This window comes from Pseudomonas siliginis, assembly GCF_024072275.1.
GTDB classification, from domain to species: domain Bacteria; phylum Pseudomonadota; class Gammaproteobacteria; order Pseudomonadales; family Pseudomonadaceae; genus Aquipseudomonas; species Aquipseudomonas siliginis.
Window position 1 is genome coordinate 886,145 of the sequence record NZ_CP099598.1, and the last position, 24,711, is coordinate 910,855.

At 58.9% G+C, this 24,711-nt stretch carries 22 protein-coding genes; 17 read left to right on the top strand and 5 right to left on the bottom strand.

Annotation, left to right across the window (positions count from 1 at the left end):
• Nucleotides 1-133 precede the first annotated feature (133 nt).
• Entirely contained in the window at nucleotides 134-1,828 is a 1,695-nt protein-coding gene (locus NF676_RS04360; RefSeq protein ID WP_016771776.1) for a lactate permease LctP family transporter, read from the bottom strand.
• Nucleotides 1,829-2,091: 263 nt separating this feature from the next.
• Here NF676_RS04360 and NF676_RS04365 point away from each other — a divergent pair, with 263 nt between their 5' ends.
• Nucleotides 2,092-2,859 carry an FCD domain-containing protein gene (locus NF676_RS04365; RefSeq protein ID WP_016771775.1) on the top strand — a complete coding sequence of 256 codons (768 nt, stop codon included), beginning with the start codon at nucleotides 2,092-2,094 and terminating at the stop codon, nucleotides 2,857-2,859.
• A gap of 117 nt (nucleotides 2,860-2,976) precedes the next feature.
• Here NF676_RS04365 and smpB read toward each other — a convergent pair whose 3' ends face one another.
• Nucleotides 2,977-3,459 (bottom strand): SsrA-binding protein SmpB, encoded by a 483-nt coding sequence (smpB, locus tag NF676_RS04370; protein ID WP_007953781.1) that lies wholly within the window; start codon nucleotides 3,457-3,459, stop codon nucleotides 2,977-2,979.
• Between the two features lie 119 nt (nucleotides 3,460-3,578).
• Here smpB and NF676_RS04375 point away from each other — a divergent pair, with 119 nt between their 5' ends.
• The 3 genes from NF676_RS04375 to NF676_RS04385 are packed head-to-tail and all read left to right on the top strand — an operon-like array spanning nucleotide 3,579 to nucleotide 5,731.
• Nucleotides 3,579-4,982 carry a sodium-dependent transporter gene (locus tag NF676_RS04375; RefSeq protein WP_016771774.1) on the top strand — a complete coding sequence of 468 codons (1,404 nt, stop codon included), beginning with the start codon at nucleotides 3,579-3,581 and terminating at the stop codon, nucleotides 4,980-4,982.
• A gap of 7 nt (nucleotides 4,983-4,989) precedes the next feature.
• Nucleotides 4,990-5,424 carry a type II toxin-antitoxin system RatA family toxin gene (locus NF676_RS04380; protein ID WP_016771773.1) on the top strand — a complete coding sequence of 145 codons (435 nt, stop codon included), beginning with the start codon at nucleotides 4,990-4,992 and terminating at the stop codon, nucleotides 5,422-5,424.
• The gene (locus NF676_RS04385; protein WP_041477926.1) at nucleotides 5,417-5,731 is read left to right on the top strand and encodes an RnfH family protein; all 315 of its coding nucleotides are present in this window, start codon (nucleotides 5,417-5,419) and stop codon (nucleotides 5,729-5,731) included. Before NF676_RS04380 ends, NF676_RS04385 begins: the two co-directional genes overlap by 8 nt.
• A gap of 61 nt (nucleotides 5,732-5,792) precedes the next feature.
• Here NF676_RS04385 and NF676_RS04390 read toward each other — a convergent pair whose 3' ends face one another.
• Nucleotides 5,793-6,320 carry an outer membrane protein assembly factor BamE gene (locus NF676_RS04390; protein ID WP_016771771.1) on the bottom strand — a complete coding sequence of 176 codons (528 nt, stop codon included), beginning with the start codon at nucleotides 6,318-6,320 and terminating at the stop codon, nucleotides 5,793-5,795.
• A 97-nt stretch (nucleotides 6,321-6,417) separates the two neighbouring features.
• On the opposite strand from NF676_RS04390, the gene fur reads away from it, so the two are divergent.
• Nucleotides 6,418-6,822, top strand: coding sequence for a ferric iron uptake transcriptional regulator (gene fur, locus NF676_RS04395; RefSeq protein ID WP_016771770.1), 405 nt, complete (start codon nucleotides 6,418-6,420; stop codon nucleotides 6,820-6,822).
• Between the two features lie 76 nt (nucleotides 6,823-6,898).
• Here the strand turns inward: fur and recN are convergent, their stop codons facing one another.
• A complete protein-coding gene (gene recN, locus NF676_RS04400) occupies nucleotides 6,899-8,572 on the bottom strand; it encodes a DNA repair protein RecN (protein ID WP_016771769.1) in 1,674 nt (557 codons plus the stop codon).
• Between the two features lie 240 nt (nucleotides 8,573-8,812).
• On the opposite strand from recN, the gene grpE reads away from it, so the two are divergent.
• The 8 genes from grpE (at nucleotide 8,813) to NF676_RS04440 (ending at nucleotide 19,286) form a co-directional block, all read left to right on the top strand.
• Nucleotides 8,813-9,379, top strand: a complete 567-nt coding sequence (grpE, locus tag NF676_RS04405; RefSeq protein ID WP_039759570.1) for a nucleotide exchange factor GrpE — start codon at nucleotides 8,813-8,815, stop codon at nucleotides 9,377-9,379.
• Nucleotides 9,380-9,481: 102 nt separating this feature from the next.
• A complete protein-coding gene (dnaK, locus tag NF676_RS04410; RefSeq protein ID WP_024011565.1) occupies nucleotides 9,482-11,398 on the top strand; it encodes a molecular chaperone DnaK in 1,917 nt (638 codons plus the stop codon).
• A 297-nt stretch (nucleotides 11,399-11,695) separates the two neighbouring features.
• The gene (gene dnaJ, locus NF676_RS04415; protein ID WP_016771767.1) at nucleotides 11,696-12,820 is read left to right on the top strand and encodes a molecular chaperone DnaJ; all 1,125 of its coding nucleotides are present in this window, start codon (nucleotides 11,696-11,698) and stop codon (nucleotides 12,818-12,820) included.
• Nucleotides 12,821-12,829: 9 nt separating this feature from the next.
• Nucleotides 12,830-13,633: a 4-hydroxy-tetrahydrodipicolinate reductase gene (gene dapB, locus NF676_RS04420; RefSeq protein ID WP_041477928.1), complete on the top strand. Its 804-nt coding sequence runs from the start codon at nucleotides 12,830-12,832 to the stop codon at nucleotides 13,631-13,633.
• A 258-nt stretch (nucleotides 13,634-13,891) separates the two neighbouring features.
• Nucleotides 13,892-15,028, top strand: a complete 1,137-nt coding sequence (gene carA, locus NF676_RS04425) for a glutamine-hydrolyzing carbamoyl-phosphate synthase small subunit (protein WP_016771765.1) — start codon at nucleotides 13,892-13,894, stop codon at nucleotides 15,026-15,028.
• 124 nt (nucleotides 15,029-15,152) lie between these two features.
• Complete coding sequence (gene carB, locus NF676_RS04430; protein ID WP_016771764.1) at nucleotides 15,153-18,374, top strand: carbamoyl-phosphate synthase large subunit; 3,222 nt, start codon at nucleotides 15,153-15,155, stop codon at nucleotides 18,372-18,374.
• A gap of 2 nt (nucleotides 18,375-18,376) precedes the next feature.
• Nucleotides 18,377-18,853, top strand: a complete 477-nt coding sequence (greA, locus tag NF676_RS04435) for a transcription elongation factor GreA (RefSeq protein WP_038861135.1) — start codon at nucleotides 18,377-18,379, stop codon at nucleotides 18,851-18,853.
• A 28-nt stretch (nucleotides 18,854-18,881) separates the two neighbouring features.
• The gene (locus NF676_RS04440; RefSeq protein ID WP_150636055.1) at nucleotides 18,882-19,286 is read left to right on the top strand and encodes an MFS transporter; all 405 of its coding nucleotides are present in this window, start codon (nucleotides 18,882-18,884) and stop codon (nucleotides 19,284-19,286) included.
• A 9-nt stretch (nucleotides 19,287-19,295) separates the two neighbouring features.
• Here NF676_RS04440 and NF676_RS04445 read toward each other — a convergent pair whose 3' ends face one another.
• Entirely contained in the window at nucleotides 19,296-19,604 is a 309-nt protein-coding gene (locus NF676_RS04445) for a YhbY family RNA-binding protein (RefSeq protein ID WP_003221534.1), read from the bottom strand.
• Nucleotides 19,605-19,705: 101 nt separating this feature from the next.
• On the opposite strand from NF676_RS04445, the gene rlmE reads away from it, so the two are divergent.
• From rlmE to glmM, 4 genes are all read left to right on the top strand, one after another.
• Nucleotides 19,706-20,335 (top strand): 23S rRNA (uridine(2552)-2'-O)-methyltransferase RlmE, encoded by a 630-nt coding sequence (gene rlmE, locus NF676_RS04450; protein ID WP_056782866.1) that lies wholly within the window; start codon nucleotides 19,706-19,708, stop codon nucleotides 20,333-20,335.
• A 202-nt stretch (nucleotides 20,336-20,537) separates the two neighbouring features.
• On the top strand, nucleotides 20,538-22,445 hold the full coding sequence (gene ftsH / locus NF676_RS04455; protein WP_016771759.1) for an ATP-dependent zinc metalloprotease FtsH: 1,908 nt from the start codon (nucleotides 20,538-20,540) through the stop codon (nucleotides 22,443-22,445).
• Between the two features lie 8 nt (nucleotides 22,446-22,453).
• Nucleotides 22,454-23,305, top strand: coding sequence for a dihydropteroate synthase (gene folP, locus NF676_RS04460; protein ID WP_056782869.1), 852 nt, complete (start codon nucleotides 22,454-22,456; stop codon nucleotides 23,303-23,305).
• Between the two features lie 16 nt (nucleotides 23,306-23,321).
• Nucleotides 23,322-24,659: a phosphoglucosamine mutase gene (glmM, locus tag NF676_RS04465; protein WP_041477931.1), complete on the top strand. Its 1,338-nt coding sequence runs from the start codon at nucleotides 23,322-23,324 to the stop codon at nucleotides 24,657-24,659.
• The last annotated feature ends 52 nt before the right edge of the window (nucleotides 24,660-24,711 follow it).

Below are 24,711 nucleotides of genomic sequence, written 5' to 3' on the forward strand. Positions count from 1 at the left end.
ATCCGTCTGCTGCGGCTGCCGAATATAAAGCGCATTGCTTTCAGCAGCCTTACAGACCCGGTGGTGAATTGCTGACGCCGGATCACGGGCCGGCGTCGGTTATTTCCGTCTTTCTTGTAGGCGTCTTGTAGGTTTAGTGCACCAGCATGCCGGTGAACCAGTAGGCCTGAGCCAAGGTGATCAAACCGACAATCGTTGCAAAGAATAGGCTGTGCTTGAGGGTGAAGCGGAACAGATCCGATTCCTTGCCGACCAGACCGGTCGCGGCGCAGGCCACGGCGATCGATTGCGGCGAGATCATCTTGCCGGTCACGCCGCCGCTGGTATTGGCCGCCACCAGCAAGGTGTCGTTGACGCCGATCTGGTGGGCGGTGGTCGCTTGCAACGAACTGAACAGCGCGTTCGACGACGTATCCGAACCGGTGAGGAATACGCCTAGCCAGCCGAGGAACGGCGAGAAGAACGGGAACGCGGCGCCAGTACCCGCCAGCACCAGGGCCATGGTCGAGGACATGCCGGAGTAGTTGGTGACAAAGGCGAACGCCAGCACCATGCCGATCGACAGGATCGGCCAGCGCAGCTCATAGAAGGTCTCTTTCAAAGTGGTCAGACCAGTTTTGAAATTGATCTTCAGCACCAGCATCGAAATCAGCGCGGAGAAGAAAATCGCCGTGCCGGTGGCGGAAATCGGGTCAAGTTTGAACACCGCTGGAATCGCGGTCGGGTTGGCCACGATTGGCGCAGTCTTGATCACCAGTTGATCAAGGTGCGGAATCGCGAAGTTGAACACCCAGCTGTACATCGAACCGCCGGCGGCGAACATGGCTTTGAATGGCTTCAGCGTCCAGATCGTCACCAGCACGGTGAGGATCAGGAACGGCGACCACGCCTTGAAAATTTCCCCGAGGCTGTAGGGCGACGCGACGGTAGTGCGCTTCTGGCCGAAACCGCCGACGCTGGCGCTGACCACCGAAGCGGATACGGCACCAACGATGTGCTGGCCGGCGGCGCGACGTGGTTGCCAGACCTTGAGGAACAGGGTCAGGGAAATCAGGCTGGCCAGTGCCGAGGTGATGTCCGGCAGTTCCGGGCCGATGAAGTTGGAGGTGAAGTATTGGGTGATGGCGAAACTCAGACCTGCCACCAGCGCGGCCGGCCAGGTTTCGCGCACACCGCGCAGGCCGTCCATCATGAACACCAGCCAGAACGGCACGAACAGCGACAGCAGTGGCAACTGGCGACCGGTCATGGCGCCGATCTTGAAGGCGTCGATGCCAGTGACCTGGCCTGCCACGATGATCGGAATCCCCAGAGCGCCGAACGCCACCGGAGCGGTGTTGGCGATCAGGCACAGGCCGGCGGCGTACAGCGGGTTGAAGCCCAGTCCTACAAGGAGTGCGGCAGTAATCGCGACCGGCGCGCCGAATCCGGCGGCACCTTCCAGAAATGCGCCGAAGCAGAAACCGATCAGCAACACCTGCAAGCGCTGGTCATCGGTGATCGACAGGACCGAGCTGCGGATGACCTCGAACTGACCGCTCTTCACCGTCAGCTTGTAGAGGAACACTGCCGCGACAATGATCCAGGCAATCGGCCACAGACCATAAGCGAAACCATAACCAGCGGCGGCGAAGGCCATGTCCACTGGCATCTGGAAGGCGAAAATCGCCACGGCAATCGAAAGCGCGAGGGTGATGCTGCCGGCCACATGGCCTTTGAGGCGGAATACCGCCAGGGCGAGAAAGAAGAACACGATGGGAATGACGGCCGCGAGAGCGGAGACGCCAAGACTGCCGAGCGGACTGTAGAGCTGTTGCCAGGTTTGCATGGTGGGGTGGCCCCTAATTGTTGTTGGTCAGGCACTGTGAGCAATCTTGGATAATTGGTAAGACCAATTTACAAGCGCTGTTGGCTAGGGTAAAAGCCTTGGTAGCGGTGTGTCAATTTGCCGCTCTGAAACTTTCGTCGAAGATGCGGTGCAGACAGCAACTGATCCGCTTTGGCGAAGTGGCGTCTGGCAGGTGTCGGCGGCGCGCGGATAGGCCAGAATAGACACCCCGGCGAGCGGTCGGGATCGTGGAGAAATGAGTTATGGGCTTTGATCAGATACGTCAGCGCCGTTTGTCTGACGATATTGTCGAGCGCCTCGAGGGGATGATCCTCGAGGGCACGCTGAAGTCGGGCGAACGTCTGCCGGCCGAGCGCACGCTGGCCGAACAATTTGGCGTATCACGCCCGTCGTTGCGCGAGGCAATTCAGAAGCTGGCGGCCAAAGGCTTGCTGGTCAGTCGCCAGGGCGGCGGCAATTATGTGGTGGAAGGCCTGGGTTCGACGTTCAGCGATCCGCTGTTGCAATTGCTTGAAAGCAATCCCGAAGCGCAACGTGATTTGCTCGAATTCCGGCACACCCTGGAGGCATCGTGCGCCTACTACGCCGCATTGCGCGCCACCGATGTCGATCGTGAGCGCCTGACCGCTGCGTTCGAAGAGCTGCAGGATTGCTACTCGCGTCACGAAGAAGTCAGCCGGGCGGAAGAGGGCGCGGCGGATGCGAAATTTCATCTGGCGATTGCCGAGGCCAGCCACAACGCGGTGTTGCTGCATACCATTCGTGGTTTGTTCGATCTGCTCAAGCGCAACGTCGTGACCAACATTGGCGGCATGTACAAACAGCGCACGGAAACTCGCGACATGCTGATCTCGCAGCACCGGGAATTGTATCTGGCGATTATCGAAGGGCGTGCCGAGCAGGCGAGGGAAGTGTCCAGCCGACATATTCTGTATGTGCAGGAAGTGCTGGAAGAGGTGCGTCAGGAGGTGCAGCGCATGGCTCGGGCGGAGCGGCGCAAGGGGATGTGATCAGGTGTGTTGGTGTTGATGCTGAAATAGCTTTCGCGAGCAGGCTCGCTCCCACCTTTGAAATGCATTCCAAGGTGGGAGCGAGCCTGCTCGCGAATTGGCGCTAAAGGAGGAAGATCAGTCTTCCTTGCCCTTGTTGCGCACCGCACGCTGCAATTCACGACCGGCATCGCGCTCGCGCTCGGTGTCACGCTTGTCGTATTCCTTCTTGCCCTTGCCCAGAGCGATCTCGCACTTGACCATGTGCTTGCTCCAGTACCAGGACAGGCAGACGCAGGCATAACCCTTCTGCTGCACGGCGGCGGCGAGCTTGTCCAACTCGCGGCGGTTGAGCAGCAGTTTGCGCGTGCGCACCGGGTCGGCGATGACGTGAGTGCTCGCGGTCATCAACGGCGTGATGTGGCTGCCAAGCAACCATGCTTCGCCGTCCTTGAGCAGCACATAGCTGTCGACCAGCTGCAACTTGCTCGCCCGCAGACTTTTTACTTCCCAGCCGGCCAGGACCAGACCAGCCTCGAACTTGTGCTCGATGAAGTAATCGTGTCGCGCCTTTTTGTTCTGCGCGATGGTCCCTGTTGGGTGTTTCTTCTGTTTAGCCATAGGGGCGGCATTATATGGAGTTGTTCGGCTGTCGGCTACGGTGTTGCTGCGCGCTTGAGCAGGTTGAGTGAATCCCGGACAATGCGGCCTCTTTTTCTAACGCTTGGGCGTGATAAACGATGTCGACAGACAAGGTTTCTGTCCACGGCAGTTGGGCTAGCCGCTGGGTATTCATACTCGCCGCGACCGGTTCGGCCGTGGGACTGGGTAGTATCTGGAAGTTCCCCTACATGGTCGGGGTCTACGGCGGCGGTGCCTTTGTGCTGATGTTCCTGGCGTGCATCGCGCTTATCGGTGTCCCGGTCATGCTCGCGGAAACCCTGATCGGCCGGCGCGCCCGGCAAAGTCCGGCGAACGCCTTGAAAGTGCTGGCACTGGAAGCCGGACACTCGGCGAAATGGTCGTGGGGCGCGTTTGCCGGGATGATCACGGCCCTGCTGATTCTTTCTTTCTACAGTGTGGTCGGCGGCTGGTCGCTGGATTACATCGTCGACATGGGGCGTGGCGATTTCCAGGGCGCGACGGCCGATCAGGTCGGCGCCTATTTCGGCAATGTCATCTCCAATCCATGGCGCCTGACACTTTGGCACACGATTTTCATGCTGCTGTCGGCCTTCGTGATCGCCAAAGGCGTGGTCGCCGGGCTTGAACGCAGCCTGCGGATCATGATGCCGCTGCTGTTCGTGATGATTCTGGTGCTGCTGGGTTACAGCATGACCACCGGGCATTTCATGGAAGGCGTGCATTTCATGTTCGACTTCCACCCGGAAAAAGTCCTCGACGGTCTGCTGCCGGCGATGGGGCACGCGTTCTTCTCGCTGAGCGTCGGCGTCGGTTCGATCATGATCTACGGCGCCTACATGCCAAAGAACACCTCGTTGTCGGGCACGGTGGTCGGTGTCGCGCTGCTGGATACTTTCGTATCGCTGGTCGCTGGTCTGGCACTGTTTCCGATTGTGTTCGCTGCTGGCCTGAACCCAAGCGAAGGTCCGGGACTGATGTTCGTCAGCCTGCCATTTGCTTTTGGTAATGTATTTTTCGGCCAGTTGATGGGCGTGGTGTTCTTTGTGCTGGTCGCGGTGGCGGCGTGGAGTTCGGCGATTTCGCTGCTTGAGCCAATGGTGGCTTACCTGGTTGAACGCACTAAAATCAGCCGCATCTGGGTGACGTTCTGGCTGGCGTTCACCTGCTGGTTCGTTGGTCTGGGCACGGTGTTTTCTTTCAATATCTGGAAGGAAGCCAAGTTTTTCGTGAACGAAGGCGGGGCGTTCAGCCTCTATCAATGGGGTGCGCAGAGCGGTCTCGACTTCTTCGGCGTGATCGATTTCTTCACCTCGCGGATCATGTTGCCCCTCGGTGGCTTGTGTTTCGTGCTGTTCGCGGGATGGGTGATGGGGCGTGAAGCGGTGCGGGATGAATTGTCCATCCGTAACCCGGTTCTGTTTGCTCTGTCCCTGTTCTTGATGCGCTACGTGGCGCCTATCGGCATTCTTGTAGTCTTTGCCGCTCAGCTCTGGAAGTAACGCTTACATGACGACACATATCCAACGATCCGCGCTTCTGCCGTACCCGGCGCAATTTCTCTACGACCTGGTCAACGATGTCGCGCGGTACCCGGAGTTTCTGCCGTGGTGCTCGGAGGCTGAAGTGCTGGAAAGCTCCCCAGAACACATGCGCGCCAGTGTCGGCGTAGCGAAGGGTGGCCTCAGTCAGCATTTCGTCACGCGCAATACGCTGGTGCCGGGGCAGTCGATCGAGATGAATCTTGAGGAAGGCCCGTTCACTCAGTTGCACGGCATCTGGGTATTCAAGGCGCTGAACGAGAAGGCCTGCAAGATCAGTCTGGATCTGTCGTTCGATTATGCCGGGCCGCTGGTGCGCGCAACTCTGGGGCCATTGTTCAATCAGGCGGCCAATCAGTTGGTGGATGCTTTCTGCCAGCGCGCCAAGCAGATGCATGGTTGAGCCGGTGATCGAGATAGAAGTCGTGTACGCAGCGGTTGATCGCCAGGTTATGCGTGCGATCAGCGTGGCTGAAGGCGTTAGCGTTCGGGCTGCGGTGCACGAATCGGGCATCGCGGCAGAGTTTCCTGAGCTGAATCTGGCCCAGTGCCCGCTGGGGATTTTTGGCAAGGTCGTGACTGACGCGGATTCTCGCCCTGTTCAGGCGGGCGACCGGATCGAAATATATCGACCGCTGCTGGCTGATCCCAAAGAAGTTCGACGTTTGCGTGCGGCCAAGGCTGCCGAGGCCAAAGCACGCAATTCTTGATCAGGCCAAACGGCAGGCAATAAAAAACCCGGAATGTCCGGGTTTTTTATTGCCTCGCCTATTACTGCGGCGAGGTGTCCAGCGGCTCTGGTGTCGGAACCGGTACGGTTTCTACACCATCGACGTCCTTCTGGATCTGATCCAGCAAGGAGCCTGGTTTGGCTGGCTTTTCAGCTTCTGGCTTGTCGGCGTTTTCAGCAGGCGCGGTCACGGTAGTACCGCTGTCCTTGCCGAGAATGGCTTCATCACGGCTCACGCCGGGCATGAAGTCACCGGACAGGCTGACAAGCTGGTCGTTGGAGTTGAAGATAACGCTGATTCGTTCCTGCTGGCGTTCACCGCCACCCGGTTGCAGGCTGTACAGATAATCCCAGCGATCGGCATGGAACGTGTCGGCAAGCAGAGGGTTGCCCATGATAAACCGTACTTGCGGCCGGGTCATTCCCGGGCGTAACTGGTCTATCATGTCCTGCGTGACGACATTGCCCTGCTGGATGTCGATTTTGTAAACCCCGGGGAATGAACAACCGGCGAGTGCGAGCAGTCCCACAAAGGTGAAACTGGTTAGCAAGAGCTTGGTGTTTTGCATCGGTGGGCGACTTCCACTATCTTGGCTGGGACAACGTAAACGCCGATCATACCCGCATTAAGAGAAGCTGCGAAGCAGCATCGCGAGAAAGCTGACCATGGTTGAAAATAGCGAACTACGCAAAGCCGGCCTCAAAGTGACCCTGCCACGGGTCAAGATCCTGCAAATGCTCGACTCTACCGAGCAGCGCCACATGAGTGCCGAGGACGTCTACAAGGCGTTGATGGAAGCTGGTGAGGACGTTGGTCTGGCCACGGTTTACCGTGTTCTGACCCAGTTCGAAGCGGCCGGCCTCGTGGTCCGCCACAACTTCGACGGCGGCCACGCGGTCTTCGAACTGGCTGACGGTGGCCACCACGACCATATGGTCAACGTGGAATCGGGTGAAGTGATCGAATTCTTCGACGAAGAAATCGAAAAACTTCAGAAATCGATCGTCGAGAAGCATGGCTTCGAGATGGTTGATCACAACCTGGTGCTGTACGTACGCAAGAAAAAGTAAGCATGTCGCGCGAATTTCACATTCGCGAAACGAACGAAGGCGACCCAAGGGTCGCCTTCGTGCTTTCTACTATTTGTTATGCCTTGGCGGTCACCACCATTTTTTTCGCGTGAGCCAGGGATTCCTTGGTCAGATCGATACCGCCGAGCATGCGCGCGACTTCTTCGATACGCTCGTTCTTTGTCAGCTTCGCGACAGCGGTGTGAGTCGCCTTCTCGTCGCGGACCTTGTGCACGAACAGATGCTGATGCCCTTGCGCCGCCACTTGCGGCAAGTGCGTCACGGTCAGGACCTGGCCGCGATCACCCAGACGGCGCAGTAACTGGCCGACAATCTCGGCAGTCGGACCGCCAATACCTACGTCCACTTCGTCGAACACCAGCGTCGGCACGCGGGAGGTCTGGGCGGTAATGACCTGAATCGCCAGACTGATCCGCGACAGCTCACCACCGGAGGCGACTTTTGCCAGTGCCTTGAGCGGTTGGCCGGGGTTGGCGCTGACCAGCAGTTCGACCTGTTCCAGCCCGTTCGGCAGCAACTCATCGCTGCTGTTGGCTTTCAGTTCGATGGTAAAGCGGCCGCCGGGCATGCCCAGGCGCTGGATTTCCTGCTCCACTGCACTGGCGAGGCTACCGGCAGCTTGATGACGAAGGTCGCTCAGCTCGCGGGCTTTCTCTTGGTAGTGGCGGGCGTAGGACGCCAGTTCTTCACCCAGGCGTTCGATGGATTCATCGTTGGCGTTGAGGGTTTCGATTTCATCGAGCAGCTTTTGCTGCATCTCGCCGACTTCGGTCGGTTGAATCCGGTGTTTGCGCGCCAGGGTGTAGATCGCGTCGAGGCGCTCTTCCAGGTATTGCAGGCGAGCCGGGTCGGCATCAAAGTTGTCGAGGAAGCGGTTGAGCTCGCCGACCGCTTCTTCTACCTGAATCTGTGCGCTGGTCAGCAGGCTGCTGGCTTCACCCAGCGCCCCCACCGAGCTGTTCACACTGGACAGACGATTGAGGCTGGCGGTCAGTGCATTCAGGACATTCCCTGAATCACTTTCACTGCACTGCTCGACCACTTGCCGGCAAATGCCCAGCAAGGTTTCGGCGTTGGTCAGGTTCTTGTGTTCCTGCTCCAGTTGCTCCAGTTCATTTTCGCCGAGGCCGAGGTTCTCCAATTCCTCAAGCTGATAGCTGAGCAACTGATGACGTGCGCGTTGTTCGTCGCCGGAGTTGGACAGCCGCTCCAGTTCCTGGCGGGTCTGACGCCAGCGTTGCGCGGCAAGCTGCACCTGACGCGCCAGGTCGGTGGCGCCGGCGTACTCGTCGAGCAGGCGGCGATGAGTATCAGTTTTCAGCAGCGATTGATGTTCATGCTGGCTGTGGATATCGATCAGCAGCTCGCCGAGGGCTTTGAGGTCGCCAAGCGGGCAGGGCGTGCCGTTGATATAACCGCGCGAACGACCTTCCGAGGTGATGACCCGGCGCAGGATGCACGGCCCGTCGTTTTCCAGATCGCGCTCGGCCAGCCAGGCGCTGGCTTCAGGGATATCAGCGAGATCGAAGGTGGCGAGAATGTCGGCTTTATCAGCGCCCGGGCGAACCACGCCGCTGTCGGCGCGATCACCCAGGGTGAGGCCCAGGGCATCGAGCATGATCGACTTGCCGGCGCCGGTTTCCCCTGTGATCACGCTCATCCCGCGATCAAGTTCGAGATCGAGATGTTCAACGATGGCGTAGTTGTGTACGGACAGGTGCACCAGCATAAAGGCAGCTCCCAGGCTTGAGGTCTGGTTATTTATACAGTGTTTTGTTCAGGCCTGACAATGCCCGCCCTTAGCTCGATTTGCTTGATCAGAGAGTTTTCTTAGCGCGTTCAAGAATGAGTATTCAGCACTTTTTTGTAGGGACAATTGTTTTCAGCCCTTGAAGCCTGATTTTGCGGCCCCATATATCGGGGCAGAAGCGCGAGTCAGGCTCGCGGACGAAATTGAAAGGAGAATTCTATGGCTGACGAACAGACAGTAGATACGCAAAACCCAGATGCCAATCAGGCGCCCGAAGGTTCGGGTGACGACCTGGCGACCCGTGTGCAAGTGCTCGAAGAGCAATTGGCCGCCGCGCAGGATCAGTCTCTGCGTGTTGCTGCCGATCTGCAGAACGTTCGCCGCCGTGCCGAGCAGGACGTCGAGAAGGCGCACAAGTTTGCCTTGGAAAAATTTGCCAGCGACCTGCTGCCGATCGTCGACAGCCTGGAGCGCGGCCTCGAGCTGTCGAGCCCGGACGACGAAAGCATCCGCCCGATGCGCGAAGGCATCGAGCTGACCCTGAAAATGTTCCACGACACCCTCAAGCGCTACCAGCTTGAAGCGATCGATCCGCATGGCGAACCGTTCAACGCCGTTCACCATCAGGCGATGGCCATGCAGGAAAGTGCCGACGTCGAGCCGAATAGCGTGTTGAAGGTTTTCCAGAAGGGCTACCAGCTCAATGGTCGCCTGCTGCGCCCGGCGATGGTCGTGGTCAGCAAGGCGCCGGCACCGGTTTCGCCTTCGATTGACGAGCAGGCTTGAAATTAGCCGCAAGGCCCCCATTTAGAAGTCAAGCGTTTAAGTGCTACCGCAGTCAGCCACCACTGCTGCGGCAACAAAATCCAAAGTTTCGGGAGAGTGAACATGGGCAAAATTATCGGTATCGACCTGGGGACTACCAACTCCTGCGTCTCCGTGCTGGAAAACGGCAAAGCCAAAGTTATTGAAAACGCTGAAGGCGCGCGTACTACGCCGTCGATCATCGCTTACGCCAACGATGGCGAAATCCTGGTAGGTCAGTCGGCCAAGCGTCAGGCTGTAACCAACCCGCACAACACCCTGTACGCAGTAAAGCGTCTGATCGGTCGTCGTTTCGACGAAGAAGTTGTGCAGAAAGACATCCAGATGGTCCCTTACAAGATCGTCAAGGCTGACAACAACGACGCCTGGGTAGAAGTGAACGGCCAGAAAATGGCACCGCCACAGATCTCGGCTGAAATTCTGAAGAAGATGAAGAAGACCGCCGAAGACTACCTCGGCGAGGCAGTGACCGAAGCGGTGATCACCGTTCCGGCCTACTTCAACGACAGCCAGCGTCAAGCCACCAAAGACGCCGGTCGCATCGCTGGTCTGGACGTAAAACGCATCATCAACGAACCAACCGCAGCCGCTCTGGCTTACGGTATGGACAAGGCCAAGGGCGATCACACCGTGATCGTTTATGACCTGGGTGGCGGTACTTTCGACGTTTCTGTTATCGAAATCGCTGAAGTTGACGGTGAGCACCAGTTCGAAGTGTTGGCCACCAACGGTGACACTTTCCTCGGCGGTGAAGACTTCGACATTCGTCTGATCGACTACCTCGTTGACGAATTCAAGAAAGAAAGCGGCATGAACCTCAAAGGTGACCCGCTGGCCATGCAGCGCCTGAAAGAAGCCGCTGAGAAAGCCAAGATCGAGCTGTCGTCCGCTCAGTCGACCGACGTCAACCTGCCGTACATCACTGCAGACGCGACCGGTCCTAAGCACCTGAACGTGAAAATCTCCCGTGCCAAGCTCGAAGCACTGGTTGAAGACCTGGTTCAGCGCACCATCGAACCTTGCCGCATTGCCATGAAAGACGCCGGTATCGACGTCAGCGCGATCAACGACGTGATTCTGGTCGGTGGTCAGACTCGTATGCCGCTGGTGCAGAAGCTGGTTACCGATTTCTTCGGTAAAGAAGCGCGTAAAGACGTCAACCCGGACGAAGCCGTTGCCATGGGTGCTGCGATTCAGGGCGCTGTTCTGGCCGGTGACGTTAAAGACGTGCTGCTGCTCGACGTCAGCCCGCTGACCCTGGGTATCGAAACCATGGGTGGCGTGATGACCGCGCTGATCGAGAAAAACACCACGATTCCTACCAAGAAATCGCAAGTGTTCTCGACTGCCGACGACAACCAGGGTGCTGTGACCATTCACGTTCTGCAGGGCGAGCGCAAGCAAGCTGCACAGAACAAATCGCTGGGCAAGTTCGACCTGGCCGACATTCCACCAGCTCCACGTGGCGTGCCGCAGATCGAAGTGACCTTCGACATCGACGCCAACGGCATCCTGCACGTCGGCGCGAAAGACAAGGCTACCGGCAAGACCCAGTCGATCGTGATCAAGGCCAACTCCGGTCTGTCCGACGAAGAAATCGAGCGCATGGTGCGTGACGCCGAGGCGAATGCCGAGGAAGACCGCAAGTTCGAAGAACTGGCTGCTGCCCGTAACCAGGGTGACGCACTGGTGCACTCGACTCGCAAGATGGTCGCTGACGCAGGCGACAAGGTCACCGCTGAAGAGAAGACTGCAATCGAAGCTGCAGTGGTTGCGCTGGAAGCCGCCGTCAAAGGCGACGACAAGGCTGCCATCGAAGCCAAGGTTGAAGAGCTGTCGAAAGTCTCCGCTCCGGTTGCTCAGAAGATGTACGCCGAACAGGCTCAGCCAGCTGATGGCGCAGCCCCGCAAGGCGAATCGGCTGAGAAGGCTGACGACGTTGTCGACGCCGAGTTCGAAGAAGTCAAAGACCACAAGTAAGTTGTTGGTCGCCCGGTTGACTGCCTTGCGGCGGTGACTGGTAGGATGTCGCCGCGCGGGAGCTTGCCTCCCGCGTTGGCGTATCTGGAATACGTGAATTTTTACAGCATGCGACAACGCTCGCGTGTTGGTGGTATGGCTGAAAATGCTCCTGCTTTTCGCGCCGCAGATACCGCATCAATCAAGACCAGGATCGTTGAATTGACGTGAGTTGGGTCCGGGCCTTAATGGGGGCTCAACGAGTTTGGCGAGGCTCAGGAGGGGTTTGCCGAACGTCCTTAAGAGTGCAAAGAACTTATGGCAAAGCGTGACTATTACGAAGTATTGGGTGTCGAGCGGGGCACGAGCGAAGCGGACCTGAAGAAGGCCTATCGCCGCCTGGCCATGAAGCACCACCCCGACCGTAATCCCGGCGACAAAGCTTCGGAAGAAGCATTCAAAGAGGCCAACGAGGCCTATGAAGTGTTGTCCGACGCCAGCAAGCGCGCGGCATACGACCAGTATGGTCATGCCGGCGTCGATCCGAGCATGGGTGGCGGCGGTGCCGGTTTCGGTGGCCAGAACTTCTCGGACATCTTCGGCGATGTCTTCAGTGATTTCTTCGGTGGCGGTCGCGGCGGTGCCCGTGGCGGCGCTCAGCGTGGCAGCGATCTGCGCTACACCCTGGAACTGAATCTGGAAGAAGCGGTGCGCGGCACGTCGGTGAATATCCGCGTTCCGACACTGGTCAACTGCAAGCCGTGCGATGGTTCGGGGGCCAAGAAAGGCTCGTCGCCGACGACGTGCCCGACCTGCGGCGGAATCGGCCAGGTGCGCATGCAGCAGGGCTTCTTCTCGGTGCAGCAGACCTGCCCGCGCTGCCATGGCCAGGGCAAGATCATTTCCGATCCGTGCGACTCCTGCCACGGCGACGGTCGTGTCGAAGAGTACAAAACCCTGTCGGTCAAAGTGCCTGCCGGTGTTGATACTGGCGACCGCATTCGTCTGTCCGGCGAAGGCGAGGCGGGTACCCAGGGCGGGCCGACTGGCGACCTGTACGTTGTGATCAATGTGCGCGAACACGACATCTTCCAGCGTGACGGCAAGCATCTGTTCTGCGAAGTGCCGATCAGCTTCGTCGACGCTGCACTGGGCGGCGAGTTGGAGATTCCGACCCTCGACGGTCGCGTCAAACTGAAAATCCCTGAAGGCACGCAGACCGGCAAGCAATTCCGCGTACGCGGCAAGGGCGTTGCGCCAGTGCGTGGCGGCGGTGCCGGCGACCTGATGTGCCGTGTCGCTGTGGAAACGCCGGTCAACCTCAACCGTCGTCAGCGTGAACTGCTGGAAGAATTCCGCAGCTCCCTGGCCGACGACAACAGCCACTCGCCGAAAACCACCGGTTGGTTCGACGGTGTGAAGCGTTTCTTCGGCGATTTGTAAGGAGTCGGCATGCGACGTATTGCAGTGATGGGCGCCGCCGGGCGCATGGGCAAGACCCTGATTGAAGCGGTGCAGCAGACGCCGGGCGCCGGTCTGACGGCGGCGGTCGATCGTCCCGACAGCACGCTGGTCGGCGCGGATGCCGGTGAGCTGGCAGCGCTGGGCCGTATAGGCGTGCCGCTGTCCGGTGATCTGGATCGTGTGGTTGAAGAGTTCGATGTGTTGATCGACTTCACTCACCCGACCGTGACCCTGAAGAATCTCGCGTTCTGCCGCAAGCACGGCAAAGCGATGATCATCGGCACCACCGGTTTCAGTGTTGAAGAGAAGCAATTGCTGGCCGATGCGGGCAAGGACATTCCGATCGTCTTCGCCGCCAACTTCAGCGTCGGCGTCAACCTGTGCCTGAAGTTGCTCGACACCGCTGCGCGCGTGCTGGGCGACGATGTCGATATCGAGATCATGGAGGCCCATCACCGCCACAAGGTCGATGCTCCCTCCGGTACCGCGGTGCGCATGGGTGAAGTGATTGCCGATGCCTTGGGGCGTGATCTGAAGAAGGTCGCGGTCTACGGTCGCGAGGGCCAGACTGGTGCGCGGGAGCGTGAAACCATTGGTTTCGCCACCGTGCGCGCTGGCGATATCGTCGGTGATCACACCGTGCTGTTCGCTGCCGATGGCGAGCGCGTCGAGATTACCCACAAGGCATCGAGCCGCATGACCTTCGCCAAGGGCGCGGTGCGTGCGGCGCTGTGGCTGGATGGTCGCGAGCCGGGCCTGTACGACATGCAAGACGTGCTCGACCTGCGTTGAGTCGTTGCTGAACCCGGCGCAAACGTCCCGTTTTGCGCCGGTTTTTACCGCTTGGCGACGACCTGTCGCATTCTCCGGCCTTTAAGGCTCTTTAGCGGTGGACCAAAAACGCCCTTTTCTGTAAGCTACAGCTTTAGTGTGTCCACTAAAAGCGCGCAGAATAATTTCAGTGAAGAAGCGGGGTGACGTGTCCATACGTCACTCCGCTTTTTTACAACCTGCGATTGCCCTTTCATGCGTTATTTACGGGAGGTCTTCTTGACTAAGCCAGCCATACTCGCCCTTGCTGATGGCAGCATTTTTCGCGGCGAAGCCATTGGAGCCGACGGTCAGACCGTTGGTGAGGTGGTGTTCAACACCGCAATGACCGGCTATCAGGAAATCCTTACCGATCCTTCCTACGCCCAGCAGATCGTTACCCTGACTTACCCGCACATCGGCAACACCGGCACCACGCCGGAAGACGCCGAGTCCGACCGCGTCTGGTCCGCTGGCCTGGTCATCCGTGACCTGCCGCTGGTAGCGAGCAACTGGCGCAACACGATGTCCCTGTCTGATTACCTGAAAGCCAACAATGTAGTGGCAATCGCCGGTATCGACACCCGTCGCCTGACCCGCATCCTGCGTGAAAAAGGCGCTCAGAACGGCTGCATCATGGCCGGCGACAACATCTCCGAAGAAGCAGCCATCGCCGCTGCGCAAGGCTTCCCGGGCCTGAAGGGCATGGACCTGGCGAAAGTCGTCAGCACCAAGACCCAGTACGAATGGCGCTCGACTGTCTGGGATCTGAAAACCGACAGCCACGCGACCATCGAAGCCTCCGAACTGCCATACCACGTGGTCGCCTACGACTACGGCGTCAAGGTCAACATCCTGCGCATGCTGGTCGAGCGCGGCTGCCGCGTCACCGTGGTGCCGGCGCAGACTCCAGCCGCCGATGTGCTGGCGCTGAAGCCGGACGGCGTGTTCCTGTCCAACGGCCCTGGTGATCCGGAGCCATGCGACTACGCGATCCAGGCGATCAAGGAAGTGCTGGAAACCGAGACGCCGGTATTCGGCATCTGCCTCGGTCACCAGTTGCTGGCTCTGGCCTCCGGCGCCAAGACCCTGAAAATGGGCCACGGCCACCACGGTGCCAACCACCCGGTGCAGGATCTGGATACAGGCGTGGTGATGATCACCAGCCAGAACCACGGTTTTGCGGTAGACGAAGCCACCCTGCCAGCCAACGTGCGCGCGATCCACAAATCGCTGTTCGACGGCACCCTGCAAGGCATCGAGCGCACCGACAAGAGCGCGTTCAGCTTCCAGGGTCACCCTGAAGCGAGCCCTGGCCCGAACGATGTCGCGCCACTGTTCGACCGCTTCATCAACGAGATGGCCAAGCGACGCTAAGCGTTCGCCTTGAGACTGTAGAGAGAAGCCCTCGAGGGCGGCCCCGGTTCCGGCGGCCCCTTCGGGACTTCAGAAATCGATCAAGACGGCTTGCCGACTGACCTGCGGATTTGAGTGACAAACCATGCCAAAACGTACAGACATTAAAAGCATCCTGATTCTCGGCGCTGGCCCGATCGTGATCGGCCAGGCCTGCGAATTCGACTACTCCGGCGCCCAGGCCTGCAAGGCCCTGCGCGAAGAGGGTTACCGCGTCATCCTGGTGAACTCCAACCCGGCCACCATCATGACCGACCCGGACATGGCCGACGCCACCTACATCGAACCGATCAAGTGGCAGACCGTGGCCAAGATCATCGAAAAAGAGCGTCCGGACGCCGTGCTGCCAACCATGGGCGGCCAGACCGCTCTGAACTGCGCCCTGGACCTGGAGCGCGAAGGCGTTCTCGAGAAGTTCGGCGTAGAGATGATCGGTGCCAACGCCGACACCATCGACAAGGCTGAAGACCGTTCGCGTTTCGACAAGGCGATGAAATCCATCGGCCTGGCGTGCCCGCGTTCCGGCATCGCCCACAGCATGGAAGAAGCCAACGCGGTCCTCGAAACCCTCGGTTTCCCGTGCATCATCCGTCCGTCCTTCACCATGGGCGGCACCGGTGGCGGTATCGCTTACAACCGTGAAGAGTTCGAAGAAATCTGCGCCCGTGGTCTGGACCTTTCGCCGACCAAAGAGCTGCTGATCGACGAATCGCTGATCGGCTGGAAAGAATATGAGATGGAAGTTGTCCGCGACAAAAAGGACAACTGCATCATCGTCTGCTCGATCGAAAACTTCGACCCGATGGGCGTGCACACCGGTGACTCGATCACCGTTGCTCCAGCACAAACCCTGACCGACAAGGAATACCAGATCCTGCGTAACGCCTCGCTGGCGGTACTGCGCGAGATCGGCGTCGAGACCGGCGGTTCCAACGTGCAGTTCGGTATCTGCCCGAACACTGGCCGTATGGTCGTGATCGAAATGAACCCGCGTGTTTCGCGCTCCTCGGCACTGGCTTCGAAAGCCACCGGTTTCCCGATTGCCAAGGTCGCGGCCAAACTGGCTGTGGGTTACACCCTTGATGAGCTGTCGAACGACATCACCGGCGGCAAGACCCCGGCGTCCTTCGAACCGTCGATCGACTACGTCGTCACCAAGCTGCCACGCTTCGCCTTCGAGAAGTTCGCCAAGGCTGACGCGCGCCTGACCACGCAAATGAAGTCGGTTGGCGAAGTCATGGCCATCGGCCGGACCTTCCAGGAATCCCTGCAGAAAGCCCTGCGCGGTCTGGAAGTCGGCGTTTGCGGTCTGGACGAGAAGCTCGATCTGAGCAACCCGGACAGCATGAGCGTGCTCAAGCGCGAACTGACCGTGCCGGGCGCCGAGCGTATCTGGTACGTGGCTGACGCCTTCCGCGCCGGTCTGTCGGTCGAAGACATCTTCGGCATGAATATGATCGACCCGTGGTTCCTGGTGCAGATCGAAGACCTGATCAAGGACGAAGAGAAGGTCAAGACCCTCGGTCTGTCCTCGATCGACCGCGACCTGATGTTCAAGCTCAAGCGCAAAGGCTTCTCCGATCAGCGTCTGGCGAAACTGCTGGGCGTCACCGAGAAAAACCTGCGTACGCATCGTCAGAAGCTGGAAGTGTTCCCGGTCTACAAGCGCGTTGACACCTGCGCCGCCGAGTTCGCTACCGACACCGCTTACCTGTACTCGACCTACGAGGAAGAGTGCGAGGCCGCGCCGTCGGGTCGCGACAAGATCATGATTCTGGGCGGCGGTCCGAACCGTATCGGCCAAGGCATCGAGTTCGACTACTGCTGCGTTCACGCTGCTCTCGCCCTGCGCGAAGACGGCTACGAAACCATCATGGTCAACTGCAACCCGGAAACCGTTTCCACCGACTACGACACTTCCGACCGTCTGTACTTCGAGCCGGTAACCCTGGAAGACGTACTGGAAATCTGCCGCGTCGAGAAGCCGAAAGGCGTGATCGTCCAGTACGGCGGCCAGACTCCGCTGAAACTGGCTCGTGCTCTGGAAGCTGCTGGCGTGCCGATCATCGGCACTAGCCCTGACGCGATCGACCGCGCCGAAGATCGCGAGCGCTTCCAGCAAATGGTCGAGCGCCTGAACCTGCGTCAGCCGCCAAACGCCACTGTGCGCAGCGAAGATGAAGCCGTTCGTGCTGCGGCGAAGATCGGTTATCCGCTGGTGGTGCGCCCGTCCTACGTGTTGGGCGGCCGTGCGATGGAAATCGTATACAAGGAAGACGAACTCAAGCGCTATCTGCGTGACGCGGTGCAAGTGTCCAACGACAGCCCGGTGCTGCTCGACCACTTCCTCAACTGCGCCATCGAAATGGACGTGGATGCGGTCTGCGACGGCAAAGATGTAGTGATCGGCGCGATCATGCAGCACATCGAACAGGCGGGCGTTCACTCCGGTGACTCCGCGTGCTCGCTGCCGCCGTACTCGCTGCCAGCGCACATCCAGGACGAGATGCGCGAACAGGTCAAGAAAATGGCCCTGGAGCTGGGTGTTGTCGGCCTGATGAACGTGCAATTGGCTTTGCAGGGCGAAGACATCTACGTCATCGAAGTCAACCCGCGCGCCTCGCGTACCGTGCCGTTCGTTTCCAAGTGCATCGGTGTTTCCCTGGCCATGATCGCTGCGCGCGTGATGGCCGGTAAGACCCTGAAGGAAATCGGCTTCACCAAAGAAATCATCCCGAACTTCTACAGCGTTAAAGAAGCGGTGTTCCCGTTCGCCAAGTTCCCTGGCGTTGACCCGATCCTCGGCCCAGAGATGAAGTCGACCGGTGAAGTGATGGGTGTCGGCGATACCTTCGGCGAAGCATTCGCCAAGGCGCAGATGGGTGCCAGCGAAGTTCTGCCGACCGGCGGTACCGCGTTCATCAGCGTGCGCGATGACGACAAGCCACTGGTTGCAGGCGTGGCCCGTGATCTGATCAACTTGGGCTTCGAAGTGGTCGCCACTGCCGGCACTGCCAAGCTGATCGAAGCCGCAGGCCTGAAAGTGCGCCGCGTGAACAAGGTGACCGAGGGTCGTCCGCACGTGGTCGACATGATCAAGAATGACGAAGTCACGCTGATCATCAACACCACCGAGGGTCGTCAGTCGATCGCCGATTCGTACTCCATTCGTCGCAACGCCCTGCAGCACAAGATCTACTGCACCACCACTATTGCTGCGGGCGAAGCGATCTGCGAAGCGCTGAAGTTCGGTCCGGAAAAGACCGTGCGCCGCTTGCAGGATCTACACGCAGGATTGAAGGCATGAGCATAACCAAGTACCCAATGACTGTTCAGGGCGCTCGTGCCCTGGAAGAGGAGCATGCTCACCTGACCAAGGTCGTCCGTCCGAAGCTCAGCCAGGACATCGGTACGGCCCGCGAGTTGGGTGACTTGAAGGAAAACGCTGAATACCATGCTGCCCGCGAACAGCAAGGCATGGTCGAAGCGCGTATTCGTGATATCGAGGGCCGGATTCAGAATCAGGTCATCATCGACGTCACGACCATTCCTCACACCGGTAAAGTGATTTTCGGTACCACCGTCGAGATCGCCAACGTCGAGACTGATGAAAGCGTCACTTACCACATCGTGGGTGAGGATGAGGCTGACTTCAAACTCGGCAAGATCTCCGTCGGTTCGCCGCTGGCCCGCGCCTTGATTGGCAAGGAAGAGGGTGACGTTGTCGCCGTCAAAACGCCAAGCGGCGTGATCGAGTACGAGATTGTCGAAGTTCGTCACATCTGAAAGAAGGCGCCCGCTGCATGCGGGCGCCATGCTTTGGCAACTGACCCAGATGCTTTGGGTCGGTGGCCTATGGTTGATTCATGTCGGTTTGCAGCCGGCGCTGGGCCGGATCGGTCTGGCGCCGCTGTTGATCGATGAAGTGGCCAGTGCTTTCGAAGTGCTGGTGGTGGGATTCGCCGCTCTGTGCGTGATCTTTCAGGCTTTGGTGCTGGTACAGGCCGAGGGCCTTGCCAGTCTATGGCGGGATTTTCGCGGGCAGGTGCTGTTGATGGCGTTGTACGCGTGCGCGATGTATGTCGCTGTGCGTGTCGGCTGGCCGGATGCGCAGCGCTGGCAGGTATTCAGTTATCTGGTGCTGGGATTTTCCGGGCTGGTGCTGGTCATGCAGCCGGTGCCGGGATGGGGTGGCAGGGTGCGCGAAGCACACCCTTGACCCTGCGCATCACTTGAAGCGATGAACGTTCGACAGCTGCTTGTTGACGCTGAAGTTCTTGCGGTAGACCAGAGCCATCTTGCCGATGACCTGAACCAGGTCCGCTTTGCCGACCTTGCACAGCTCGGCGATGTGCGCGAGGCGCGACTCGCGATCAAGGATATTGAGCTTGATCTTGATCAGCTCGTGATCGGCCAAGGCGCGTTCAAGTTCGGCTAAAACACCTTCAGTCAAACCGTTGTCCGCTACCGTCAACACTGGTTTGAGGTGGTGGCCGATGGATTTGTACTGTTTCTTCTGCTCTGGAGTGAGCGGCATAATCTGACCCTTTCGTCTGGATTCTGTAAAATGGCGGCCATTTTACCCGAGGGTTCGTGGATCCGCCCAACTAATCACGACCCTAATCATCGAGGTGCCCAATGGCGCGTTCCAAGACAAGCCTTGGTTGGCTGAAAAGACATGTCAACGATCCTTATGTGAAGCAGGCGCAGAAGGATGGCTACCGCTCGCGTGCAAGTTACAAGCTGCTGGAGATCCAGGAAAAATACAAATTGATCCGCCCGGGCATGAGCGTGGTCGACCTCGGCGCGGCGCCGGGTGGCTGGTCGCAGGTGACCAGTCGGCTGATCGGTGGCCAGGGGCGTCTGATCGCTTCGGACATTCTTGAAATGGACGGCATTCCGGACGTGACCTTCATTCAAGGTGACTTCACTGAGGACTCGGTGCTGGCTCAAATCCTTGAGGCTGTGGGTAATTCGCAGGTGGACCTTGTGATTTCCGATATGGCCCCCAATATGAGTGGTACGCCCGAAGTGGATATGCCCAAGGCCATGTTCCTGTGCGAGCTGGCGCTGGACCTGGCGGAACGGATCCTCAAGCCCGGTGGCAATTTCGTCATCAAGATTTTCCAGGGCGAAGGGTTCGACGTTTATCTGAAGGATGCTCGGAAGAAATTCGACAAGATCCAGATGATCAAGCCAGACTCTTCCCGTGGCAGCTCCCGAGAGCAGTACATGCTGGCCTGGGGTTATCGCGGTGGTGATGCCTGAAACGAGGTTTTTCGGCGGGGCGATAGGTTTTTCATATTTCGCTCTGCAGGCATAAGCGAATATTGTGTAGAAAGTGTTTCACAAAGGGTTACAGACGGCGCCTGCCAGAGTTGTAGGTAATGTAGTAAGTTAGGCCGGTGAATATCATGCGAAGCGCGCGCCAGTAGCGGAGCTTGCTTCAGAGGGTAGTTAATTGAACGATATGGCAAAGAATCTGATCCTGTGGTTGATCATCGCGGCAGTCCTGGTGACGGTGATGAACAACTTCTCCAGCCCTAACGAGCCGCAGACCCTCAACTATTCCGACTTCATCCAGCAGGTCAAGGATGGCAAGGTCGAGCGCGTAGCCGTTGACGGCTATGTGATTACCGGCAAGCGCACCGATGGCGACAGCTTCAAGACCATTCGTCCGGCAATTCAGGACAATGGCCTGATCGGCGATCTGGTCGACAATCACGTTGTGGTTGAAGGCAAGCAGCCTGAACAGCAAAGCATCTGGACTCAGCTTCTGGTAGCCAGCTTCCCGATCCTGGTGATCATCGCGGTGTTCATGTTCTTCATGCGCCAGATGCAGGGTGGTGCCGGTGGCAAGGGCGGGCCGATGAGCTTCGGCAAGAGCAAGGCGCGCCTGCTCTCTGAAGATCAGGTGAAAACCACTTTGGCTGACGTTGCCGGTTGCGACGAAGCCAAGGAAGAAGTCGGCGAGCTGGTCGAGTTCCTGCGTGATCCGGGCAAATTTCAGCGTCTGGGCGGTCGTATCCCGCGCGGCGTGCTGATGGTCGGCCCGCCGGGTACCGGTAAAACCTTGCTGGCCAAGGCGATTGCCGGCGAAGCGAAAGTGCCGTTCTTCACCATTTCCGGTTCCGACTTTGTCGAAATGTTCGTCGGTGTCGGCGCCAGCCGCGTCCGCGACATGTTCGAGCAGGCCAAGAAGCACGCCCCTTGCATCATCTTCATCGACGAAATTGATGCCGTAGGTCGCCATCGTGGCGCCGGCATGGGTGGCGGTCACGACGAACGTGAGCAGACTCTCAACCAGTTGCTGGTAGAGATGGACGGCTTCGAAATGAATGACGGCATCATCGTGATTGCTGCGACCAACCGTCCGGACGTGCTCGACCCTGCGCTGCTGCGTCCGGGCCGTTTCGACCGTCAGGTGGTGGTTGGCTTGCCAGACATTCGTGGTCGCGAGCAGATTCTGAAAGTGCACATGCGCAAAGTGCCAATGGGCGACGACGTTGCTCCGGCAGTGATCGCGCGTGGTACTCCTGGTTTCTCCGGTGCTGACCTGGCCAACCTGGTCAACGAAGCGTCGCTGTTCGCTGCCCGTAGCGGCAAGCGTATCGTCGAGATGAAAGAGTTCGAACTGGCGAAAGACAAGATCATGATGGGCGCCGAGCGCAAATCCATGGTCATGTCCGAGAAAGAAAAGCAGAACACGGCCTACCACGAAGCTGGCCATGCCATTGTCGGTCGCGTTGTTCCTGAGCATGATCCGGTCTACAAGGTATCGATCATCCCGCGCGGTCGTGCGCTGGGTGTGACCATGTTCCTGCCAGAAGAAGATCGCTACAGCCTGTCCAAGCGTGCGCTGATCAGCCAGATCTGCTCGTTGTACGGCGGTCGTATTGCTGAAGAAATGACTCTGGGCTTCGATGGTGTGACTACCGGTGCCTCCAACGACATCATGCGTGCAAGTCAGATTGCCCGGAACATGGTGACGAAATGGGGTCTGTCGGAAAAACTCGGTCCGCTGATGTACGCCGAAGAAGAAGGTGAAGTGTTCCTCGGTCGCGGCGGTGGTGGTCAGGCTGCCAGCTTCTCCGGTGAGACAGCCAAGCTGATCGACTCCGAAGTGCGCAGCATCATCGATCAGTGCTACGGCACCGCCAAGCAGATCCTCACGGATAACCGTGACAAATTGGATGCCATGGCTGATGCGCTGATGAAGTACGAAACCATCGATGCCGAGCAGATCGACGACATCATGGCGGGTCGCACGCCTCGCGAACCTCGCGACTGGTCGGGTGGCACCGGTACGCCTCCGCCGCCTGTCGTGCAGGACGAGCGTCCGGAAAAACCGATTGGCGGTCCGGCTGCTGACGTTTAAGGCTTGAAATGACTTCTGTACAGTCCCTGACCCGGTTGCCTTGTGGCAACCGGGTTCTTGATTTGGCCCAGACGCATGTCATGGGCATTCTCAATGTCACTCCTGATTCCTTTTCCGACGGCGGCCGCTACAGCCAGCTCGATGCGGCGCTGCGCCATGCCGAAGCCATGGTGCTGGCTGGCGCGACGCTGATTGATGTCGGCGGCGAATCGACCCGGCCGGGTGCGCGAGCGGTCTCTCCTCTGGAGGAACTTGAGCGCGTCGCGCCGATTGTCGAGCTGATCAATCGCGAGCTGGATGTGATCATCTCGGTCGATACTTCCACCCCGGCAGTCATGCGCGAAACCGCACGGCTCGGTGCCGGCCTGATCAACGATGTGCGTTCGTTGCGTCGCGATGGTGCGCTGGATGCGGCGGCGGCTACCGGATTGCCGGTCTGCCTCATGCACATGCTCGGCGAACCGGGCGATATGCAGGATAATCCGCAGTATCAGGATGTCACCCGCGAGGTCGGCGAGTTTCTCGCCGAGCGCATGGATCAGTGCGCCCAGGCGGGCATTCCTGCCGAGCGGATCATTCTTGATCCCGGCTTCGGCTTCGCCAAGACCCTGCAGCACAATCTAAGCTTGTTCAAACACATGGAGGCCCTGCATGCGCTGGGGCGGCCATTGCTGGTAGGTGTTTCGCGCAAGAGTATGATTGGCCACGCGTTGAACCGTCCCGTGGGCGAGCGCCTGCACGGCGGACTGGCGCTGGCGGCGCTGGCGTCAGTTAAAGGCGCACGTATATTGCGCGTCCACGATGTGGCGGAAACCGTCGATGTTGTGCGAATGATCGCGGCCGTTGAATCAGCCGAATAAGAATGATGGAGCACTTATGAGCAAGAAATATTTTGGTACCGACGGCATTCGCGGTCGTGTTGGTGAATACCCGATCACGCCTGACTTCATGCTCAAGCTCGGCTGGGCGGCTGGTATGGCTTTCCGCAAGATGGGGGCCTGCAAGGTGCTGGTCGGCAAGGACACGCGGATCTCCGGCTATATGTTCGAATCGGCACTCGAGGCCGGGCTGACCTCGGCGGGTGCCGATGTGATGCTGCTCGGTCCGATGCCGACGCCGGCCATCGCCTATCTGTCGCGTACGTTCCAGGCTGAAGCCGGTATCGTGATCAGTGCATCGCACAACCCACATGATGACAACGGCATCAAGTTCTTCTCTGGTAAAGGCACCAAGCTGCCGGATGAGTTGGAGTTGATGATCGAAGAGTTGCTCGATACGCCAATGACCGTCGTCGAGTCGAGCAAGATCGGCAAGGTGTCGCGAATCAATGACGCATCGGGTCGCTACATCGAGTTCTGCAAAAGCAGCGTTCCTACTGGCTCCAATTTCGCCGGCCTGAAGATCGTCATCGACTGCGCGCATGGTGCGACTTATAAGGTTGCACCTAGCGTCTTCCGTGAGCTGGGTGCCGAAGTTGTCGTGCTATCTGCCCAGCCGAATGGGTTGAACATCAACGATAACTGCGGTTCCACGCATATGGGGCCGTTGCAGGCCGCCGTTCTGGCTGAGCATGCGGACCTGGGTATCGCCTTCGACGGTGATGGCGATCGGGTATTGATGGTCGATCACACCGGCGCCATTGTTGATGGTGACGACCTGCTGTTTATCATTGCCCGGGATCTGCATGAGCGTGGCAAGTTGCAGGGTGGCGTCGTCGGTACGTTGATGAGCAATCTTGGTCTCGAACTGGCCCTTGCGGATCTGTCGATCCCGTTCGTTCGCGCCAATGTCGGTGACCGCTACGTGATTGCCGAACTGCAAGAGCGCAACTGGCTCGTTGGTGGGGAAAACTCCGGGCATGTGGTCTGCTTCAATCACACCACCACGGGCGACGCGATCATCGCGGCCTTGCAAGTGTTGATGGCTCTGAAATCCCGCAACGAAGGCTTGGCACAAACCCGGCAGGCGTTGCGCAAGTGCCCTCAGGTGCTGATCAACGTTCGCTTTGGCGGCGGTGAAAGCCCGCTGGAGCATCCGGCTGTCAAGGAAGCCAGTGCCCGTGTAACTCAGGCGATGGCGGGGCGCGGTCGCGTGCTTCTGCGCAAGTCCGGCACAGAGCCCTTGGTGCGCGTAATGGTCGAAGGCGAGGACGAAAACCAGGTTCGCGGCTATGCCGAAGAGCTGGCAAAACTGGTAACCGAAGTTTCTGCCTGATACGGCTTGCAAGCCATGATTGTGTTGGGTAACATCTGCGCCCACTTTGACC

Excerpts from the sequence above, each read along its gene's own strand:
- NF676_RS04360 (WP_016771776.1), bottom strand. The coding sequence starts at position 1,828 with ATGCAAACCTGGCAACAGCTCTACAGTCCGCTCGGCAGTCTTGGCGTC.
- NF676_RS04365 (WP_016771775.1), top strand. The coding sequence starts at position 2,092 with ATGGGCTTTGATCAGATACGTCAGCGCCGTTTGTCTGACGATATTGTC.
- smpB (WP_007953781.1), bottom strand. The coding sequence starts at position 3,459 with ATGGCTAAACAGAAGAAACACCCAACAGGGACCATCGCGCAGAACAAA.
- NF676_RS04375 (WP_016771774.1), top strand. The coding sequence starts at position 3,579 with ATGTCGACAGACAAGGTTTCTGTCCACGGCAGTTGGGCTAGCCGCTGG.
- NF676_RS04380 (WP_016771773.1), top strand. The coding sequence starts at position 4,990 with ATGACGACACATATCCAACGATCCGCGCTTCTGCCGTACCCGGCGCAA.
- NF676_RS04385 (WP_041477926.1), top strand. The coding sequence starts at position 5,417 with ATGGTTGAGCCGGTGATCGAGATAGAAGTCGTGTACGCAGCGGTTGAT.
- NF676_RS04390 (WP_016771771.1), bottom strand. The coding sequence starts at position 6,320 with ATGCAAAACACCAAGCTCTTGCTAACCAGTTTCACCTTTGTGGGACTG.
- fur (WP_016771770.1), top strand. The coding sequence starts at position 6,418 with ATGGTTGAAAATAGCGAACTACGCAAAGCCGGCCTCAAAGTGACCCTG.
- recN (WP_016771769.1), bottom strand. The coding sequence starts at position 8,572 with ATGCTGGTGCACCTGTCCGTACACAACTACGCCATCGTTGAACATCTC.
- grpE (WP_039759570.1), top strand. The coding sequence starts at position 8,813 with ATGGCTGACGAACAGACAGTAGATACGCAAAACCCAGATGCCAATCAG.
- dnaK (WP_024011565.1), top strand. The coding sequence starts at position 9,482 with ATGGGCAAAATTATCGGTATCGACCTGGGGACTACCAACTCCTGCGTC.
- dnaJ (WP_016771767.1), top strand. The coding sequence starts at position 11,696 with ATGGCAAAGCGTGACTATTACGAAGTATTGGGTGTCGAGCGGGGCACG.
- dapB (WP_041477928.1), top strand. The coding sequence starts at position 12,830 with ATGCGACGTATTGCAGTGATGGGCGCCGCCGGGCGCATGGGCAAGACC.
- carB (WP_016771764.1), top strand. The coding sequence starts at position 15,153 with ATGCCAAAACGTACAGACATTAAAAGCATCCTGATTCTCGGCGCTGGC.
- NF676_RS04440 (WP_150636055.1), top strand. The coding sequence starts at position 18,882 with ATGCTTTGGCAACTGACCCAGATGCTTTGGGTCGGTGGCCTATGGTTG.
- NF676_RS04445 (WP_003221534.1), bottom strand. The coding sequence starts at position 19,604 with ATGCCGCTCACTCCAGAGCAGAAGAAACAGTACAAATCCATCGGCCAC.
- rlmE (WP_056782866.1), top strand. The coding sequence starts at position 19,706 with ATGGCGCGTTCCAAGACAAGCCTTGGTTGGCTGAAAAGACATGTCAAC.
- ftsH (WP_016771759.1), top strand. The coding sequence starts at position 20,538 with ATGGCAAAGAATCTGATCCTGTGGTTGATCATCGCGGCAGTCCTGGTG.
- folP (WP_056782869.1), top strand. The coding sequence starts at position 22,454 with ATGACTTCTGTACAGTCCCTGACCCGGTTGCCTTGTGGCAACCGGGTT.
- glmM (WP_041477931.1), top strand. The coding sequence starts at position 23,322 with ATGAGCAAGAAATATTTTGGTACCGACGGCATTCGCGGTCGTGTTGGT.